Source organism: Sphingomonas sp. P3_C6, from assembly GCF_056402595.1.
The window spans coordinates 68,361-87,142 of sequence record NZ_JBFUHB010000005.1 but is presented as its reverse complement, the minus strand read 5'-3'; the positions used below and the strand labels follow the sequence as shown (position 1 = coordinate 87,142).

Below are 18,782 nucleotides of genomic sequence, written 5' to 3'. Positions count from 1 at the left end.
TCGCCGGGCCGGCGTTCATCCTCTTCTATTGCTGCAAATGACTGGAATGCCTAGACGCGCTGGATTGCGAGAAAGGATGGCGCACATCGTGGTGGAACGAGTTGCCCCGGTCAGGGTCGCAGTCGGGGTCGGGACGCCAATGCCGGACACYAAACCGTCGCGCAGCCCGGTGCTCGCGCCATGACGCTCGACGAAATCATCCGCGTCGGCGCGGACGATATGCCCGCTCTGGTCGATCCGGCCCGGCCGCAGCTTTCCTATCGCGATCTGCGCGCGCATGTCGCGGAAATCGCTTCTGCCTTGGCGCAGGCCGGCATCGGCCGCGCCGATCGCGTCGCGATGGTACTTCCCAATGGCCCGGAGGCGGCAACCGCCTTTCTCTCGGTCGCGATGGCGGCGGCGGCCGCGCCTCTCAACCCCGGTTACACCGCTGCCGAGTTCGACTTCTACCTGTCCGACCTGAAGGCTCGCGCATTGTTGGTCGAGACTGGCTCGACCTCGCCTGCGATCGCCGTGGCACGCGTCTTGTCGATCCCCGTCTTCGAGATCGAACCGCTCGAGCCCGTCGGGCGGTTTGCATTGCACGGCAAGGCGGGGGGAAGTGTCGCGACGACGACACCGCAGCCATCCGATCTTGCACTGCTGCTGCATACCTCGGGAACGACCGGGAAGCCGAAACTGGTCCCGATCACGCATCGCCAGCTCCATGCCTCGACGCGCAACATCGCCGCGACGCTCGAACTCGCTCCGCACGATCGCGGGCTGGAAATGATGCCATTGTTTCACGTTCACGGCCTCGTCGCCGGGCTGCTCGCGCCGCTGTTCGCAGGGGGCAGCATCCATTGCACGCGCGGGTTCGATGCGGCCGCCTTCCCCGCCTGGCTCGAGACAGTCGGCGCGACCTGGCTTACCGCGGTGCCGACGATGCTCCAGGCGATCCTGCGCTGGGCGGAGACCGTGCCGCACCATGCCGCGCGGAGCGGCCTGCGTTTCATCCGTTCCTGCTCGGCCGCCCTGCCCCCGCACGTCGGCGAACGGCTGGAAGCGCTGTTCGGCATTCCGGTCGTCGAAGCCTATGCGATGACGGAAGCTGCGCATCAGATGACCAGCAACCCGCTTTCCGAAGCGCGTCGCTTTGGCAGTGTCGGACGCGCCGCCGGCCCGGAGGTCGCGATCCTCGACGCGACGGGCCGGCTCCTCGGCCCAGGGGAAGAGGGAGAGGTCGGCGTGCGTGGCGAGAATGTCATGCAGGGCTATCTGGACAATCCCGAAGCGAACCGCACGGCCTTTGCCGGTGACTGGTTCAGGACCGGCGATGTCGGTCGGCTCGATGAGGACGGCTTCCTCCGGCTGACCGGACGGGCGAAGGAGATAATCAACCGCGGCGGCGAAAAGATCGCGCCCGTGGAAATCGAGAACGTCCTGCTGACCCACGAAGCCGTCGCGGAAGCGGTCGCTTTCGCGATCCCGCATGCAACTCTCGGCGACGATGCGGCCGCCGCCGTGGTGTTGCGTCCGGGCGCCGTCGCCGATCCGGCGTCCTTGCTCTCCTTCCTGCTCGGGCGCCTCTCCGATCATCGCATGCCGCGCAAGATCCTGTTGCTCGATGCGATCCCCAAGGGGCCGACGGGCAAGCTCCGCCGTATCGAGATGGCGGCGCAGCTGGGCCTCGACCGCCCGTCGGCGCGGCCGCCGCACACACCGCCGGCAACGCCGTCGGAACACTTGCTCTATGCCTTGTGGAGCGAGCTTCTCGCGGTGTCGGATCTCGGCACCGACGACAATTTCTTCGATCTGGGCGGAAACTCGATCGCCGCCGTCCAGATCGTCGCGCGTGTCCGCGCCGAAACGGGCGTGGATCTGCCGATCTCGCGCTTCCTTATCGATCCAACCATCCGCAGTCTGGCGCTGACCCTCACCGCGCTTCAGGCGCAATCGCTGTCGCCCGAGGCACTCGATCGGATCCTGGCGGAGCTGGAGGCATCGCCGGACCTGGCGCGATGACGTCCGAACGAACGGAGGACGACGCGCTCCGTCGTCGCATCGCCGCTTTGCCGACGGAAATGCGCGCGGCATTCGAGCGGCGATTGGGCCAGGCTTCGCCGGAGCGCGCCGATCACCGCCCCATGCCATCGGCGGAGGCATTCCTGTCGTTCGCGTTGACCGACGTGCAGCAGGCGTATTGGGCCGGACGCACCGGAGACTTCGACCTCGGCACCGTGTCGACGCACAACTATGTCGAGGTCCAAGGACGCGATATTGATCTCCACCGGCTGGTGCGCGCCTGGCAGCAGCTGATCGATCGCCATCCGATGCTCCGGACCGTGATCTCGCAGGACGGCACCCAGCGCGTTCTTCCCGAATTGCCGCCTTATTCGATCGCGTCCGACGATCTGCGCGCGCTCCCGACTGAGGCGTCGGACGCGATCCTGGCATCGACGCGAGAACGCATGTCGCATCAGGTGCTGCCGCTCGATCGATGGCCCTTGTTCGAAATCCATGCCAGCCTGATCGATCAGGAGCTGACGCGCCTGCATCTCAGCTTCGACTCGATGACAATCGATCTCGACAGCCGCACGCGATTGCTGCGCGAATGGGGCGAACTGTACCAACATCCGGACGCCGCCCTGCCCCAGCTTCCATGCTCCTTTCGCGATGCTATCGTGAATGCGCGGCCGGATGGGTCGGCCGGGGCGCGCGCGCGCGACTATTGGCTGGCGCGGCTCGAAAGCCTGCCGCCGGCGCCAGATCTGCCGCAACGGGATGTTCAACCGGAGCGCATCCGATTTACCCGCCGTACCGGCTTGCTCGATGCCGCGGCCTGGGAGAGGCTGGCGCGGATCGCGCGCGAGGGCGGCCTTTCGGCCAACGCGCTGTTGCTGGCGGCCTATGCGGACGTGCTCGCGCTCTGGCAGGACGGCGGGGCCTTCACGCTCAATCTCACGCTGTTCAACCGGCCGCCCGGGGCGGCCCGCGTCGTCGGCAACTTCACGGGCTTGTCCTTGCTCGAAGTTGCGGCGCGCGGCGCGCGGAGCTTCGGCGAGCGGGCACGGCAAATCCAGGAACAGCTTTGGCGTGATATCGATCATCGCCAGTTCGGCGGCGTCGCCGTGATCCGCGAGTTGCTTCGCGCCAGGGCCGATCCGGCACGCGCGGTCATGCCGGTCGTGTTCACCAGCGGGGTGACGGCAGATGGCACGGCGGAGGACGAGCTGGACTGGCTCGGCGAGGAAATTTTCTCCGTCAGCCAGACGCCCCAGGTCTGGATCGACCTGATGGTCCGGAACACGGCAGATGGGCTGCGTTACGACTGGAATTCGGTCGATGCGGTCTTTCCCGAAGGCATGATGGACGACATGTTCGCCGCCTTTGCAAGCCTGATCGAAGCACTGGCGAACGGCGTCCTGACCCTGTCCGACCCTTGGCGCCGCATCGCGGAGCTTCTGCTGCCGGCGGAGGCCGCGCGCGTCGCCGCCGAAGCGAACGACACCCAGGCGCCGCTTTCCGCCCGTCTGTTGCATGAACTGTGGCGCGATCGCGTCGCGCAGGCGCCCGACCACCCCGCTTTGATCGACGCGAGTGGAACGATGACCTATCGGCAGCTCGCCCGACGCGCCGCCGGGGTTGCACGCAGGATCGCCGGGTCGGATCTCCCGCCGCTGGTCGCGATCGTTCTCCCCAAGGGTTGGGAGCAAGTCGCGGCGGTCATCGGAGTTCTTGAAGCCGGTGCGGCCTATCTGCCGATCGATCCCGGCTGGCCGGCGGCACGGATTGCGCAGATCCTCGAACGATCGAACGCAACGCTGGCGCTGATATCAGGCACCGGCCCGGTGCCGGCATGGGCCGGCGACGTCCGCGTGATCGAGATCGGCGACGATACGGATACGGAGTTCCCGCTCACGACCGTACCGAGGGGAGCACCCGACGATCTCGCCTATGTGATCTATACGTCGGGTTCGTCGGGGCAACCAAAGGGCGTCGCGATCGATCATCGGGGCGCGGTCAACACCATCCTGGACATCAATCACCGCCTCGGCATCGGGCCGGACGACCGGGTGCTGGCGCTGTCCGCGCTGAGCTTCGATCTCTCGGTGTACGACATCTTCGGCACTCTCGCCGCGGGCGCGACGATCGTGATGCCGGATGCGGAACAGGCCTCCGACCCCGCAGGCCTGGCGCAGCTCGTCAGGATGCACGGCGTGACGCTGTGGAACAGCGTGCCGGCGTTGATGGAGCTGCTCGTCGATCATGCGTGCCGCACGCCGGGCCTGCGCTTCGATTCACTGCGTCACGTGTTGTTGAGCGGCGACCGGATTTCGCCGGCATTGCCGGCGCAGGTCCGGCGGATCGCGCCCGCGGCTCGGATCAACAGCCTCGGCGGGGCAACCGAGGCGTCGATCTGGTCCATATTTTATCCGATCGATCCCGGCGCGGTCGGCTCGACTATTCCCTACGGACGGCCGCTCGCCAATCAGCGGTTCCGGGTGGTCGATCCACAGATGGCGGATCGCCCGATCTGGGTGCCCGGCGAACTCTGCATCGGCGGCGTGGCACTTGCACGGGGGTATCTCGGCGATCCCGAGACGAGTGCAGCGAGCTTCGTGGTCGATCCCTTCGGGGGCGAGCGATGGTATCGGACCGGAGATCGTGGCCGCTATCTGCCGGACGGCACCATCGAGTTCCTCGGCCGCACCGACGATCAGGTCAAGATCAACGGCTTCCGCATAGAGCTCGGCGAGATCGAGCGCGTCGCGAGCCGCCATCCGGCCGTCCGCGCGGTCGCCGTGGTCGCGAGCGGCACCGGCGCGCTCGACCGCAAGCTCGTCTGTCATATCGTGCCTGAAGGCGCCTGGCCGGGCGCCGCGGAGATCCGGGACCATCTGCACCGCCTCCTGCCGGCCTATATGATCCCCACGGTCTTCTCCCCCCTCGCCGCCCTGCCTTTGACGCCGAACGGCAAGGTCGATCGCAAACGCCTCGCCGCGATGCTTCCGACTGGCGCCACCCAGCGCCCCGAGCCGCAGCACGAGGCGCCCGCCGAACGTGACACGATCGCACAGGTAGTCGGCACGATGGTGGCGAATATCGCCGACGTGCCGGTGCCCTCCGCCGATGCCAACCTGCTCGATCTGGGTGTCACCTCGGTCGAGGCCATTCGAATCGTCAACGCGATCGGCGACCGATTCGGTACCAGGCCCAGCGTCCGCGATTTCTATATCACGCCGACGGTCCGCTGGCTTGCCGCGCAAGCGACGTCGACAAAGGCGTCCGCCGGTGAATCGGGGTTGATCCAGGATCCAAAGGCACGTGACGCGTTCAAGAAAGCGCGCCACGGTCGTCGCCCGACAGCAGACCAGCAAAGCGTCGTGCCGCTCGCCGACGAAGTCCCCGAGGCGATGCGCGACCTTCTCGACGCGCGGCGATCGGTTCGCGAATTCGCGTTGCGGCCGCTGCCGCTGTCCAGCCTGGCCGCGCTGCTCGATACCCTTGCGCAACGCGACGGACGGCGCCGGTATGGCTCGGCGGGCGATTCCTATTCCGTCCAGACCTATCTGTACGCCAAACCCGGCCGCGTCGTCGGGCTCTCGGGCGGGGCCTATTATCACGATCCTGAAGGGGGCGCCCTGCACCCGTTGGACGGGGGCGCGCGCCTGACCAATGCCGCGTTCGATGCGTTCACCGGCGCGCCGGCGTTCGAGGAAGCGGCCTTTGTCGTGGCGCTGGTCGCCGAATTGCGGGCGATCGAGCCGCTGTACGGCAGCCGCAGCTTGCAGTTCGCCGGGATCGAGGCGGGGCTCATGACGGGCTTGCTGGAAACCGCGGCGCCCCCCTGCGGCCTGGCCGTCTGCCAGATCGGAAGCGCGGATGAAGCGATCCTGCGCGAGGTCTTCGTCCTGGGGCCCTCGCATCGCGTGCTGCATGTGGTGGTGGTCGGCATCGGCGACCCAGGTAACGGCGAAAGCGCTTCGCTCCTGGACGAGGAGCGCCGTCTCGCGCGCTTGATCGACCGCGTCGCGGCATTGACGGAGGACGAGGCGGCCGCGTTGCTCGCTGCGTGCAGATCGGCAACGGAGGATGGCGGATGAGCGCGAATCCACGCCTCGCGACTCTCACCCCCGCCCAAGCCGAATTGCTGGGGCTCCTGCTCGACGAAATGGCGGGTCCGGCGCCGCAAGGACCGTGCCTCCCCGAACGGGCCGAGGTACGAGAGACCGCCGGCGAGATCACACTGGTCGTCATCCACGGCGCCGGCGGCGGCACGCTATTCCTGCACCAGCTCGCCCGGCATCTGTCGCCGGGCCTTGGGCTCGTTGGGGTAAACGCCGATTTCGCGAACGATAGCGCCACATCCGCTCCCCAGGACACCGAAGGGCTGATTGACCGCTATGTCGAGGCTGTACGCACCGGCGGACAGCCGGGTGTCCCTCTGCATCTGGGCGGCTATAGTTCCGGCTGCCTCATCGCGCTGGAAGTCGCTCGCCGGATCGAGGCGAGCGGAGATCCGGTAGCCTCGTTGACGCTGATCGATCCGGCGCGGCTTCCGGCGTCGGAAGCCTTGCAGCAGGATCGGCGCTCGCCCCTGGAGCTTCTCGCACGGCGCTTCGAAACCGCCCGGCTGGCCGGGATCACGCCGGTCAGCAGCATCTATCCCACTGTGGCGCGCGTCCAGGAGGTGGTTTCAGCGATCGCAGCGATCGTGAGGGCCGACCCCGTCGCCGCGCCCTTCCACCTGCTGCGCGCGACGCAGGGTCCGGAAGCGCTTCCCGCCGCGGAAATCGCGCGTTGGGCAACCCGAACCTCGACCGGCCTGTTCATGAGCGAGGTGGCCGCGGATCATGCAGGGATCATCGCCGAGCCAGGAATCGCCGCGGTTGGCGCCGCGATCGTGAAATGGTTCAGCAATCCTCATTCGCTTGAGGCAGTGTAGCGGTGGGGCTAACCGCACTGTTAACGACATATCACTCGAAAGGGTAACTGGGCTTGGGAACACCTATAAAAAACATCGTGATCGTCGGCGGTGGGACCGCTGGCTGGCTGACTGCGGCTTATCTGAATCATCGCTTGCAATGGGCCTATGGTCATCCCGAGGGTGTGAGCATAACCCTGATCGAAGCGCCGGACGTGTCGACGATCGGCGTCGGCGAGGCGACGGTCCCGATGATGAACCGGACTCTCCGCCATCTCGAGATCAGCGAGCGGGAATTCATCGCGCGGACGGAAGCGACCTTCAAGCTGGGGATCGACTTCCGGGATTGGAACGTCGACGAGTCCGGCGCCTTCACGCGTTTCTTTCACGGCTTCGAGGGCGGCGTCCAGGTGCGGGGACGCAATCCCGGCGCGGCATTGCTCGCTTATGGCGCTGACGCGGCGGTGTTAGGCTATGAGCCCAGCTTTACGGGGATCATCGGCCATTCGGAGGAACGCGCCGCGCGCCACAAGGGCCCCAAACTGTTCGAGAGTGCCCCATTCACTGGCCCGCAGGCCTATGCCTATCATCTCGATGCAGGCAAATTCGCGGCTTTCCTCGCCGAGATCGCCGTCGCGCGCGGGGTCACGCACGTTCGCGACAAGGTGGTCGGCGCGACGCGCGACGAACGGGGCAACATCGCCGAACTGGTAATGGCGGACGGCACCCGGCGGCCTGTCGAGCTGGTGATCGATTGCACGGGATTTCAGGGCCTTCTCATCAACCACGCGATGGAAGAGCCTTTCGTTTCCTATTCCGATTATCTGCTCAACGATCGCGCCTTACCTATCCAGATCGCCCATGCCCCCGAACCCGATCTTTATCCGGCGACGATCAGCACCGCACGCCCTGCCGGCTGGTCGTGGCGCATCCCGCTCCAGTCGCGGATCGGAACCGGCTATGTTTTCTCCTCGGCTTTCGCCAGCGACGAGCAAGCGCTCGACGAGGTGCTCGGCTACCTCGACGGCGAGACGTTGCTGACCGAGCCGCGCACGCTGGCGATGCGCGTCGGGCACTGCCGCCGCTCCTGGGTCGGCAATTGCGTCGCGATCGGGCTCTCCGGCGGCTTCATCGAACCGCTCGAATCGACGGCAATCCAGCTCATCGAAACAGCGTGCCGCCGGCTGCTGCAGTTTTTCCCCAGTTCCGATTTCGAGCCCGATCTGGCGCAGAAGTTCAACGTCGCGATGACCGGCCAATATGAGGAAATCCGTGATTTCCTCGGGATCCACTTCTCCCTGAGCAATCGCAGCGACACGCCCTATTGGCGCGCCGTCCGGCACGAGGCGAAACGCTCCGACCGATTGAACGAGAGCATCGCCCTTTGGCGCCGGTCCTTGCCGGATGCTTATGACCATCGCGCGTCGAACGTCTTCAACTATTGGAGCATCTGCACGCTTTTGTTCGGCAAGCACTTCTACACAGGCCCACTGGAATCGGGGACCGACATGCTTCCGCGGGAAACCTGGGACCGCTTCCAACGCGAGTGGGGGGCGATCAAGAAGGCATCGGTCGACATGTTGCCCGATCACGGCGACCTGATCCGCCATATCGTCGCCGGAGCGACGGCGGGCAGCAGCGCGGCCCGCACACCGCACGTGCCCCGGGTCACGATCGGCGGCGACGCGCTTTCGGACATGCTGACGGTGATGCGGCCGCCGGCGGCCTTCGTGGCGCCGTGATCCCCCCAGCGGTACGGCTCGCGGCGTTGCAGGTCGCGTCCGACACGGTCAGCTTCACCGAGGATGCCGAGGCATCGGTCGCCGTTGCGCTGGCCGAGCGGCCGGCGATCGCGCTCTCGGGGCTGCTTGCGCCGGAGTTTCGGCGCATGCTCGATCCGGTGCTGCGGCGTCCCTTCGTCGAACAGAGAGTCGAGGGCTCACCCGGAATGCGCCAGGTGGAACCAGGCATCCAGCCGGCGAGCCGCGCGCTGGAGCTGGCGCTGCGGCGGGCACCCCTGCTGCGCTGGCTGGAACGGGTCTCAGGCTGCGGCCCGCTGATCCGTGTCGAGGGCGAGGTCGCCGAGCATCGGCCCGGCGGCGAAGATTATCTTTCCTGGCACCAGGATATGCACAAGCCGGGGCGCAAGCTGGCCTTGGTGATCAACCTTTCGGACGCTCGCTACGAAGGAGGAATTTTCGAGTTGCGCGACAGGCATAGCAAGCAATTGCTGATACGGCATCACCACGATCAGCCGGGTTCGGCGTTGCTGTTTCGCATCGCCGCGACTCTCGAGCACCGCGTCCTGCCCGTCACGAGCGGTGGTCCGCGCCGCGTGTTTGCCTGCGGCTTTCACGGAGCGGAATGATGTCGCCGGGAATTTACGCGGTCGGCTCCCTGGCCGGAGAACCTGTCGACCCGGCCGATTGTCGGATCCTCGGGATCGATCCCTCGAACGACGGCTTCGCGGGCACGGCGCGAGATTTTCCTGGAACGAGCGGGACGGTCGACCGGCACGAGGATGGCGCGAACGTCCTGTTGTTCATCGGCAGGCTGCACGACGGAGCGAAACTGGCGGCAGAACTGGGCCTCATCGAAGCCGGCCCGGCGGAACTGGCGCTTGCGGCGCTGCTGCGCTGGGGTGCCGATGCACGCGCGCGGATGCCGGGCGAATGGTCGCTGCTGCATTGGAATAGGCTCGACAGACGCCTGCAGATCGCGACGTCGTATCGCCTGCGGGATCGGGTCCTTATCGCCCGGGCGGGATCGCGCTTCGCGGTTGCGCCCAACTTGGCCACGCTCTCCAGGCTGCCTTGGATCGACGACGCGATCGACCCCGAAGGTTTGGCCTTTGAACTCTCGCCGCAGCGCTTTCGGCTCGGTCGGGAGGGGCACACTGTGTTGCGCCAGGTCCGGCAAGTGGAAGCCGGACAATTCGTCACCCTCGATGCAACGGACAAGCAGGTCGTGTTCCGCCCTCGCCTCGAGGCGATCCCGTGGCAGGGCAGTTTCGAGGACGGTGTCGCGGCCGCCACTGACGCGCTGCGAGCGATCATCCGCAGAACGATGGCGCCCTATCGGCGGATCGGCGTTCTGCTGAGTGGCGGACTCGATTCGACCCTGGTCGCGGCCATAGCCGCCGAGGAACTTCGATCGGACCAGACGCTAACCGGCTTCACCTCGATCGCGCGCCCCGGCACGGGCCTGATCGACGAACACCAGTGGACCCGACACACAGCCGATCATCTCGGCATCGAGATGGTTCCCATCTGGCCCTCCGATGACTGCGAGATCTATCGACCGACACCGCAGCATTTCGAGAACGGCCCCACGCGATCGGTGCGACACTATCTGTACATGGCGCTGTTCGGCGCCGCGCACGAACGCGGCGTGGAAATGATGCTCGACGGCGAATATGGGGAATCCGCGATCTCGCGCGGGGCGCATTTTGTCACGCCGATGAATCGGATACGGGCCGCCTCTCGGCGTTTGCGCCAGCACCTCAGGCTGGGCGGGGAGGCGCCGCCGGAAAGATTCATGGCGCATTTCACGCCGCAGTTCGTCACCGGTTTGCCCGCGCCGCTGCGGGAAGCTGTCCCCCCGATGCCGATCGACTGGTTGTCGCCCTCGCGCCCTATGGGCTTTACGAAGGGGCAGCCGGGCTTCGGCGCCTTCCCGACAGCGGACACCGGCTTCGCGCTTCGGCGCGCCAACCCTTGCCTGGGCGATATCGAGCTGCTGCGCCTGGTGGGAGGGATGCCGGCGTCATTCCTGCGCCGCGATGGCTATGATCGAGCGCTGATCCGCGGGATGCTCGCCGGGCGGGTTCCCGACGAAACGCGACTGCGAACAGAAAAAAGAGCATTCTCGCCGGACTACAACAACCGGCTGCTTCGCGAAGCACCGCCACTCAGATCAAGGCTCGACGCCTGGCGCGCAGCGGGCGTGGCAGAAATCCTCGACTTGGACTGGATGACGCAAAAGGTCGAACTGATGGCTGTTGGCGATCTGCCGCCGCCGCAAACCGTCGGGAAATTTCATATGACCGCGATGGCGGCGGAGTTCCTATCGTGGTGGCCCCGGCAAGGGTGATTCACCTTGCCAGGACACGGTCGCTCTGAGCGTATGGACGCACGCAGGCCTAGCTAGGCTCTTGACGGGTTGCAGCCGGGACGCATGCTTCAGCCACCCAGACACGAGCCTTGAGCGTCGTGCCGCCAGTCCGCCCCCAGTGTCAGCCAATTTTCGCGAAACCAGCTGTCCAGCGCGCGGGACAGCCGTCCCGCCCGTCCAACATCGACCGGCCGCCGCACAGCCGTCCCGCCCGTCCAACATCGACGGGCCGCCGCATTCCGCCTGTTAGGAGCCGCTATCCGAGACAGCGAAACCGTCGGTGCCGTTAGCTCCCCAATTCGATTCGGTCCCGCGAAGGTCGAGGGACTCGACGATCGGCTCGACCCAGATCAAACGCTCGGTTCCTTCCACAGGATCGTTCTGCATTGTCAGTTCCCCATTTCGTGTTTGCCTGTAAACCTTAGGCAAGGAGCTTAGACGAAATCAAGCGCTTGCGCAGCAATAATTATACGCCCATACTTACGATTCGTTACGCCAGCGAACCGGCTAGATCAGTGGCACGCTTCACAAACGCGTCGACCTCCCGATCCCTCAGTCCCACGATCCGCTGGAGCGGCACTTGCGTGGCGAGCGCGTCGATCATGGCAAAGCGCGCCTCCGTGCCCGGCAGTCGCGCCATGGCAGGGCGACGATAGACGTGTTGAACGAGCAGGTTCGTGGCCAGGGCACGCGGAATCGCGCTGTCCGATGCGTCGAGATGGACCAGCGAACCGATCGGGATCGGCGCGATCCCCCCGACATGCCGCGGCTGGAACCGGAGCTTGCCGCCTTCACTGATTTCGGAGGGGCCAGGCTCGTTTCCCAATAGCCATGCCAACTCGGGAAACAGGCGGATAGTCGTACGGCCAGGCAACACGCAAGCGCGGCCGGCGCCGTCGAACGTCAGCACGCTGAGATCGTCCGAGATCAACTGCCCGCCCTGCCCGATGAGGGTCGCGGCGAAGCTTGACTTGCCCGCACCGCCAGCGCCGCACACCAGCACCGCGCGCCCGCCGATCGCAACGGCCGAGGCATGAAGCGGCGCCATCCCGCGCAACGCCATGAGCAAGGCCGCGGCGCCGCCGAAGAATTGAGCGCAAAGCGGCCCGGCCTCGGCTTGGGACACCGCGATATGGTCGGCTGCGAGGATATCGATGATGCAACCCTCGCTCGCCAGCAGCCGCACGCGATCTTGGCCGATGACGACCTTGCGTCCATCACTGGGCATCGGCTCCACCGGCCAGGAGCCGTGTTCGACGCGAACATCAGAGGCGCCGGCGGCGGCCGGTGTGAAGACCGGCAAGGGAAAGGCACTGCGCCAGCGCAGCCCGAAGGCAACCCCGTAATGCTCAGCCGAATTCGCCAGTTCAGCCATGATCGGCTAAGATCAGCCGGCCGCCTCGAGCAACTCGAGTTCGGCCAGGCTCCTGAGCGTCCGCGTCACCGCCGCTGCCGCGGTATCGCGATCGACCTCATAGCGTCCGGCCAGCACGTCAACCAGCATCGCCTCCGAAACCGGATTCGCCAAGGCCTCCCAGATCGCGTTGGCACTCGAGTTGAGTGCGATGTAATTCCCGCTCAGAATGCTGAAGATGACGTGCGACCCCTCTGCCTCGGTCGACACGAAATCCGGACGTCGCTGCCATCGCCTATCGTTCATTTCTGCGCCCTAGCCACCTTTTCCAGGAATGCCAATTCCCGATCGCTCAGTGTCAGCGGTCCTGGCGGTCGGAACCAGAGATAGACGTCGAGCGCGGCCAGCCGTCCGAATTGCGGCAGAAGTTCCGCCTCGATCCCAAGTACTTCCGGCATTGCGGGGCGGTGCCGTTGCGACAGCAGCGCCGGGAGTTTGGCGATGCCGGTGAGACTTTCGAACCGCGGCGCCTCGCCTTCGCCGGCGCGCCGCGGCAGGAAGATGGCCTCCAGCGGCGCGCGCGCGCATTGTCGATCTGGAGCGACAGGAAGCGTTTCCCGATACTCGTCCTGCGCACTTCGCCTGCGCCGATAGGCGGCGGCCAAACCGCTGGCCACAAGGGCGTCGCCGGTCGTAACGATACGAACGGTATCGTCGGCCACCGCCTTTGCCCCGCGCATCAGCATCGCCTCGAGTACGGTCGATTTTCCGCTTCCCGAGCCGCCGCAGATAGCGACTGCCCGCGAGGCGCCCGCGGGAACCAGGACGCTTGCGTGTAGAACCGGTTCGCCCCGCAGCCAAAGGCATGCGGGCAGCGCGGAGGCGATCAGCAGCGCGGAGAGCCATGCCGGGTCCGCGCCGGGCAGCGGCTCGACGATCACGGAATCGGCCGTGCATCGGAAGCGCGCGGTGGGAGCGAGATCAAGCAGGAGCGAATGATCTGGCCCAGTCGAGACGATGTCCCCGCCGGTCCAGGGCACGGATCCGTGCGTGATGCGGATATCGGCCATCGGCTGTGGCGGGCACGGCGCTGCGCCGGGCACGGCGATCTCGGAATGCAGGACGAGATCGTACCCCCTTCCCCAGTGACTCTCAATCATCTGCTTGCGGTTCCAGGTCGAAGGCGACGACGATGCGTGGCCCGGTGTCGCCGGGCGCGGGCGCATAGGGAAAGGTCCGATGATGGGCATGCGCGGGGAAAGTCACGCACAGACCGGCCTGCGGCCGGATCATCGGCCCCTCGATCGCCCGCCCAGGTGCCGACGCTTTCTCCGGCAGCGCGAACTGCAGACATCCGGCAGGCCCGCTTCCGCAAGCGATCGCGTCAGGCACGGCGACATAATAGACGCCGCTGAGCCAGCCTGCCGGATGGGCGTGGGGTATCTGGTGACCCTCGCCATCGGAAAGCAGCACCCAATAGCGGACCAGCGCAGTTGCGGGCCGCGCAAGCATGAAGGGATGATCTCCCTCAAGTTGATCGACATGCGCGCCGATCAGCGTCGCCAGATGGGACTCGAGCATGGCCATGTGCCGCGAACTCGTCAGGTGCGGCTCATCGATCCGGACGCTGTCCACAGAGGCAGAGCCGAGACGTTCTGGGCGGCGCGCCGGGTGATCGGCCAGCTCGTCGGCCACCGCCGCATGGAAGGCGTCGAGCGTGGCCCAGCCCGATGGCGTTGCACCGGACGAGTGCTGCAGAAACCGGTCCAGCCCGATCGCTGCCCTGGCTTGCTGCAACCGGCCGGCCGCCGCCAGCGCCCCCGCCCAGCTCTCCAGCACCGCGGCACGCCTGTTGCCGTCTGCGATTCGCTGGCTCAGCCAGTCGACCGCTCTCTCCGGATCCGTTCGCGCCACGATCCGGCCATAGCGGCCGGCCGCTTCGGCATGCATTGGGTCCAGCACGACCGCCGCGGCGAGCTGCCGTTCCGCTTCCTCCATATTCTCCTGCCGCAACAGCGCCCTCGCGGAACCGACAAGAGAAGCGATGCGGACGCTGTCGTCGCTGGCGACCGCCACGGCGCGGCGGAAGGCGGCGAGCGCACGCGCATCGTACTCAGGATCGTGGGCGTCGAGGCATACCAGCCCCAGCAGCATCCATTCGCGGCCGCTCTGCGGGTCGCTTTGCTCGATCAGCGCCACGCTCCCCCGCGCATCCGCGGCCTCTCGGCGCAACGCCGCCAAGGCGTATTGTCCCGGCCGATCGAGCAAAGCCTGCGCCAGCCGCGCCTCGGCAAGTCGGCGGCGGCCGTTGAGGGAGAAGCGCGGCGCGGGCGGGAAGAGCAATTGCGTCGCTGGCAATGGTTATGATCCAGGCTGAAGATTACACGTCGCAATGACTTGGAACGCAGCCGGGTGCAAGCGAGGCTAGGTTTCCCGCACAATCATGATATTCGCGCTCCATGGGTGAGCCAAGCCAAATGTCGACGTTGCCGCATGTTCGATGAAGCGGCGCAGGAACGGATTTCACTGGCGCTCGCGCGACGAGCCTATGCGCGGCGGGAAGTCCGGGTCGTCGAATCCGATATCGGCGACCTGCCACTTCTCGTCTCGTCGCGGCAGGGCCTGTTCGCAGCCGACCGCGAGCATGCCCTGCTGGTCGCCCATGGCCTGTTCTTCGGCCTGACCCTTCGCGACGACCTCATCTACGCCTTCGAGTCCTGCGACCTCCCCCACGCACCGACGAATCTCGGCAGGATCATCCGGCTGCGGCGGCGAGGCGGCCGGATTATCGAGCGCGACGTCTTCGTCGAAGGGCTCGACAATGGCTGCCATCAGATCGATTTCGTCGGCGACCGGTTGTGCGTCCTCGACACGTATAATCAGCGCGTTCTCGCCTTCGCCGAAGACGGCAGTCCTCTGGATATCCCCCAGCCGCTTGCTGCCGCCGAGCAGGGTGCCTGGGATCGCGGCTACCGGCATGTGAACGCGATCCTGGCGGTTGGCGATCACATTCTGCTGATGCTTCACAACGGCGACGGACCGAGCGGCCGGTCGAGCCAGATCCTGGTGCTCGACCGGAGCTGGCGGCAAATGGGCGCCTGGGATTTGCCGCACGGTGGATGCCACGATCTCGCATGCCTGCCGGACGGGACGCTGCTCGCGTGCGGCTCGCCGGCGGGGGAACTGATCGCGCTCGACGGGCGCGCCAAGCGGATCAGCACGATGATGACGCGCGGGCTCGCAGCGAGCGATCGGGAAATCGTGGTGGGCGCATCTCAATTCTCGGCTCGCCGCGCGCGCGTCCGGGCCAGAGGCGCCCTCCATTTTCTCGATCCGGCTTGGCGAGTGACGCACGAACTCGAACTCATCGCAGCGCCTACCTGCGTCATGTGGCTGGACAGGGCGGATTACGGATGTTCGCAACCGTCAGCGCGATTGCCTTTAGTCCCACCGGACCAGGACCCTCATCACGCCGAGAGAGCTCAGGCTCCAAAATCAAGCAGTGACCCTCGCCGGGAATGCTGACGGGATGCTTCAGCGGCTGAGATTATGTCCTGTTGGGGCAGGGTCGGAGAGACGGTATCCGACAAGCCCGCGCCGAGTCGCGACCCCGACCACCCACCCGGCGCTGGGCCAGGCGTGGCACCCGCCCTTCAGCGCCGAAGGAAAGGGCGCCGGCATCGTCATGGCTCGCTGCAACGGCGAGGCGATGACCATGCATCTGGAAGAAATCGCCTTCCACGTCGCGCCGGGCGCGCGCGCCGACCTGTTGCTCGATCAGGCGGGATGGCACGGCTCGGCTGAACTGATCATGCCCGACAGCTGGCTGTCCAACCGCATCTTCAAATCCTGCGACGACATCGTCGATCACTGCTGCTTCGCCTGGACAAGGCCGGCTGGCGAGAAGACGGTGGCGACCCATCTCGGCGGTTGCCGCGAAGGACAAGGCGATGATCTCGACATGGTCCTTCGCATGCTGGCGCAGCGGCTCGGTATCGAAGAGTGGATGAAACAGACGACACGGCAAGGAGTATCGCGCGGATGAAAGTGATGGTGTCAACGCTTGTGGCCGTCTCGGGACTGCTCACGGCATGCTCGGCGACCGTACAGGAGAGCCCCGAACCTCGAGACAGCGCAACACCGCAGGCGTGCCGCTCGGAGGCGGCGGCCGCGCTCGTCGGTTCTGCGGCTCCGAATGATATAGAGCTCAGGCAGCGCACCGGCGCGGAGCTGATCCGACGGATCGCGCCCGGTGATCCGGTCACGCACGATTTCCGACAAAATCGCCTCACGATCGCCATCGATCCTGACCGGAAAGTCGTGCAAGCCAGCTGCGGGTGAGCGCAAGCTGCGCCGGCTGAGCTCGAACCTGGCCATCAGCCGCCCGCTAGGCTGCTGACCGGCAGTAGCTGCTCAGCCTTCAGAAGCGCGTCGCGGATACGCGAATTCCGGGCTCCTTCGCAGCCGGTATAGAAAATCAGCCGGTCGCGATCACCCCAGCTTACCTGGATCGTGGGCATGTCAGTGGGGGCCTGCTCGCAGCCAGGCTGACCGGGATAGAGCGTCTGCTCGCCCCTGGGGCGGATTGGCGCAAGCGCCGACGCGATCGCTCGATATTGCTGCGGACTGAGGGCGAACCGCCGCTTGCCGGTCACCCGCGAGAACTGGCCGCCGCGGAACACGCCGCCAGCTTCCGTCACGGTCGCTGTCCAGGCCGGACATGTGCCCTCGCAGACGCCGGTCGAAAAGGTGATCGGGACCGGTGCGCTCTGGTCCGTCGGGGTGCATCCCAACAAGACGCCCATCATCAGGATCGCTCTCATCTAAAGACGGCCGCCATGCGTGCCGACGCACTGCAGGTTTGCGGGGCAGCGGCTATTGAAAATAGGATTTTGCTCTTTCCGGATGGTTGCTCGGGACATTGTGCTGCTCCTGACAATGAGACTATCGACTCCAATACGAAGAGATCCGTTCGCCAATCGGACGAAAGGAGCGAAACACGCCACCGGAATTGCCTTTTCCCGCCGGCGATGGGACGGCCGCGTTAAGCCCCCTCGCCGAGTCACGGATCCAGATCATGAGCATAGACGCGTTCTTCACCAGGGTCCGGACCTATGTCGATATGCCGGCCAGAGCCGAGTTGGTCTGGTCATCGTTCCTGCGGCCCAGGCGATATGCCAATAAGGACCTGTCATTGCGGAAGCGGGCGACGTTGGCGAAAGCCAGCTGCACAGGATCGATCCTCCTTCTCGTGGCGACGGCCACCTTGTCGGTCGCAGCGTCACCGCCGCGCGACCCGGTCCAGTCTTATGACACCTACGGATCCTGGTTCGTCGCATGCGACAACGCGCTCACTTGCGTCGCTAAGGGCGTCCGCGACAGCTACCAGGGTTCCGAGATCAGGATCGAGCGGGATGCTGGCCCGAGAGGATCGCTGGTCGCTTCGATCAGCGCCACCCATGGGTTCGCGCTGGGAGACGTCCGGATCGACGGGCGGCCGGCGGGCCTCGCCGGGCCGGCGTGGGACATCACCACTTCCGACGGCGAGACCACGGCCACTACCGATAATCTTGGGGCGATACGCGCGCTTGTACAGAAGCTGCGCAATGCGTCGAAAGTAACGCTTGGCGAAGACGAGGAGGTGCCGCTCGATGGCTTCGCCGCGGCCATGCTTCGCCTCGATGACCGGCAGCAAAGGGTCGGCGGCGCGACCGCGCTGCTCCGGCCAGGCGCGAAGCCGGCATCGCAGGTTCCTGCGCCGCCAGCGCTGCCGAGAATTCCCAACCATCCAGTCCGCGCGCGCCTGGCAGCAGGCGAGGAGCAACGGCTGATCCAGGCCGTCCGGGCAAACCAGAAAGCCCTGTTCGAGAAGGAAGGGTGCGAGGAGACGCCGCAAGCGCCGGAAGCGCACGCGCTCGACGACAGCCAGGCGCTGGTGCTGATCCCCTGCATCATGGGGGCATATCAGGGTTCCTCGCTTGCCTTCATCGCGCCACGGCGCGGCGGCACCGCGCGCCGGCTGATCGCCCCGACCCCGTATCTTGGCAATGGATCCGACCGCGCCGATGCGGCCTATTTCACGGAAGGCGCCTTCGATCCAGAGACCGGCACGCTCAGCATGGCGGCAAAGGGCCGTGGCCTTGCCGATTGCGGGATGTCGGCAAGCTGGATCTGGGACGGACGATCTTTCCAGCTGTCGGAAATGACGCTGCAGCAATCCTGCGGCGGAATCGAGCCGGGAGATTGGCCGACATTGTTTCGTTCGGTCCGCTAGGCTCGCCACCGGCCATCCGCAGCCGGCCGTGAAGTTGATATCCGTGAACGGCACGACCCTTTGAGCTTCAGGGGCATCGTCAAATCCTTTCGCCCGGGAGAACTGGCGAAGCGGAGGGCGGTTGCCTCGCATAG

At 66.1% G+C, this 18,782-nt stretch carries 14 protein-coding genes and 1 pseudogene; 10 read left to right on the top strand and 5 right to left on the bottom strand.

Going from position 1 to position 18,782, the window contains the following annotated elements; genetic code table 11:
* Nucleotides 1–180 precede the first annotated feature (180 nt).
* The 6 genes from AC1DT7_RS08100 to AC1DT7_RS08075 all read left to right on the top strand — a co-directional run bounded on the left by AC1DT7_RS08100 (nt 181) and on the right by AC1DT7_RS08075 (nt 10,999).
* A complete protein-coding gene (locus tag AC1DT7_RS08100) occupies nt 181–2,004 on the top strand; it encodes a non-ribosomal peptide synthetase (protein ID WP_478035423.1) in 1,824 nt (607 codons plus the stop codon).
* Entirely contained in the window at nt 2,001–6,086 is a 4,086-nt protein-coding gene (locus tag AC1DT7_RS08095; RefSeq protein ID WP_478035422.1) for a non-ribosomal peptide synthetase, read from the top strand. The genes AC1DT7_RS08100 and AC1DT7_RS08095 overlap by 4 nt, the downstream gene beginning before the upstream one ends.
* Nucleotides 6,083–6,928: an alpha/beta fold hydrolase gene (locus AC1DT7_RS08090; protein WP_478035421.1), complete on the top strand. Its 846-nt coding sequence runs from the start codon at nt 6,083–6,085 to the stop codon at nt 6,926–6,928. The genes AC1DT7_RS08095 and AC1DT7_RS08090 overlap by 4 nt, the downstream gene beginning before the upstream one ends.
* Nucleotides 6,929–7,005: 77 nt before the next feature.
* On the top strand, nt 7,006–8,649 hold the full coding sequence (locus tag AC1DT7_RS08085; protein ID WP_478035533.1) for a tryptophan halogenase family protein: 1,644 nt from the start codon (nt 7,006–7,008) through the stop codon (nt 8,647–8,649).
* Nucleotides 8,650–8,675: 26 nt separating this feature from the next.
* Complete coding sequence (locus AC1DT7_RS08080) at nt 8,676–9,275, top strand: 2OG-Fe(II) oxygenase (protein ID WP_478035420.1); 600 nt, start codon at nt 8,676–8,678, stop codon at nt 9,273–9,275.
* Nucleotides 9,275–10,999 carry an asparagine synthase-related protein gene (locus AC1DT7_RS08075; RefSeq protein WP_478035419.1) on the top strand — a complete coding sequence of 575 codons (1,725 nt, stop codon included), beginning with the start codon at nt 9,275–9,277 and terminating at the stop codon, nt 10,997–10,999. Before AC1DT7_RS08080 ends, AC1DT7_RS08075 begins: the two co-directional genes overlap by 1 nt.
* 511 nt (nt 11,000–11,510) lie before the next feature.
* Here AC1DT7_RS08075 and AC1DT7_RS08070 read toward each other — a convergent pair.
* From AC1DT7_RS08070 to AC1DT7_RS08055, 4 genes are all read right to left on the bottom strand, one after another.
* Entirely contained in the window at nt 11,511–12,395 is an 885-nt protein-coding gene (locus AC1DT7_RS08070) for a hypothetical protein (RefSeq protein ID WP_478035418.1), read from the bottom strand.
* 12 nt (nt 12,396–12,407) lie between these two features.
* The gene (locus tag AC1DT7_RS08065) at nt 12,408–12,680 is read right to left on the bottom strand and encodes a PqqD family protein (RefSeq protein WP_478035417.1); all 273 of its coding nucleotides are present in this window, start codon (nt 12,678–12,680) and stop codon (nt 12,408–12,410) included.
* Nucleotides 12,677–13,444, bottom strand: a complete 768-nt coding sequence (locus AC1DT7_RS08060) for a hypothetical protein (RefSeq protein WP_478035416.1) — start codon at nt 13,442–13,444, stop codon at nt 12,677–12,679. Before AC1DT7_RS08060 ends, AC1DT7_RS08065 begins: the two co-directional genes overlap by 4 nt.
* An 82-nt stretch (nt 13,445–13,526) precedes the next feature.
* Nucleotides 13,527–14,573 (bottom strand): putative 2OG-Fe(II) oxygenase, encoded by a 1,047-nt coding sequence (locus AC1DT7_RS08055; RefSeq protein WP_478035415.1) that lies wholly within the window; start codon nt 14,571–14,573, stop codon nt 13,527–13,529.
* Between the two features lie 198 nt (nt 14,574–14,771).
* Between AC1DT7_RS08055 and AC1DT7_RS08050 the strand changes: the two genes are divergently transcribed.
* From AC1DT7_RS08050 to AC1DT7_RS08040, 3 genes and pseudogenes are all read left to right on the top strand, one after another.
* Nucleotides 14,772–15,899 carry a hypothetical protein gene (locus tag AC1DT7_RS08050; protein WP_478035414.1) on the top strand — a complete coding sequence of 376 codons (1,128 nt, stop codon included), beginning with the start codon at nt 14,772–14,774 and terminating at the stop codon, nt 15,897–15,899.
* Nucleotides 15,900–15,997: 98 nt separating this feature from the next.
* Nucleotides 15,998–16,266 (top strand): annotated as a pseudogene (locus AC1DT7_RS08045) (IS630 family transposase); the annotation flags it as partial.
* A gap of 149 nt (nt 16,267–16,415) precedes the next feature.
* Entirely contained in the window at nt 16,416–16,715 is a 300-nt protein-coding gene (locus tag AC1DT7_RS08040; protein WP_478035413.1) for an I78 family peptidase inhibitor, read from the top strand.
* Nucleotides 16,716–16,750: 35 nt separating this feature from the next.
* Here AC1DT7_RS08040 and AC1DT7_RS08035 read toward each other — a convergent pair whose 3' ends face one another.
* On the bottom strand, nt 16,751–17,197 hold the full coding sequence (locus AC1DT7_RS08035; protein ID WP_478035412.1) for a DUF6438 domain-containing protein: 447 nt from the start codon (nt 17,195–17,197) through the stop codon (nt 16,751–16,753).
* Between the two features lie 254 nt (nt 17,198–17,451).
* Here AC1DT7_RS08035 and AC1DT7_RS08030 point away from each other — a divergent pair, with 254 nt between their 5' ends.
* Complete coding sequence (locus AC1DT7_RS08030) at nt 17,452–18,648, top strand: DUF1176 domain-containing protein (protein WP_478035411.1); 1,197 nt, start codon at nt 17,452–17,454, stop codon at nt 18,646–18,648.
* Nucleotides 18,649–18,782 lie beyond the last annotated feature (134 nt).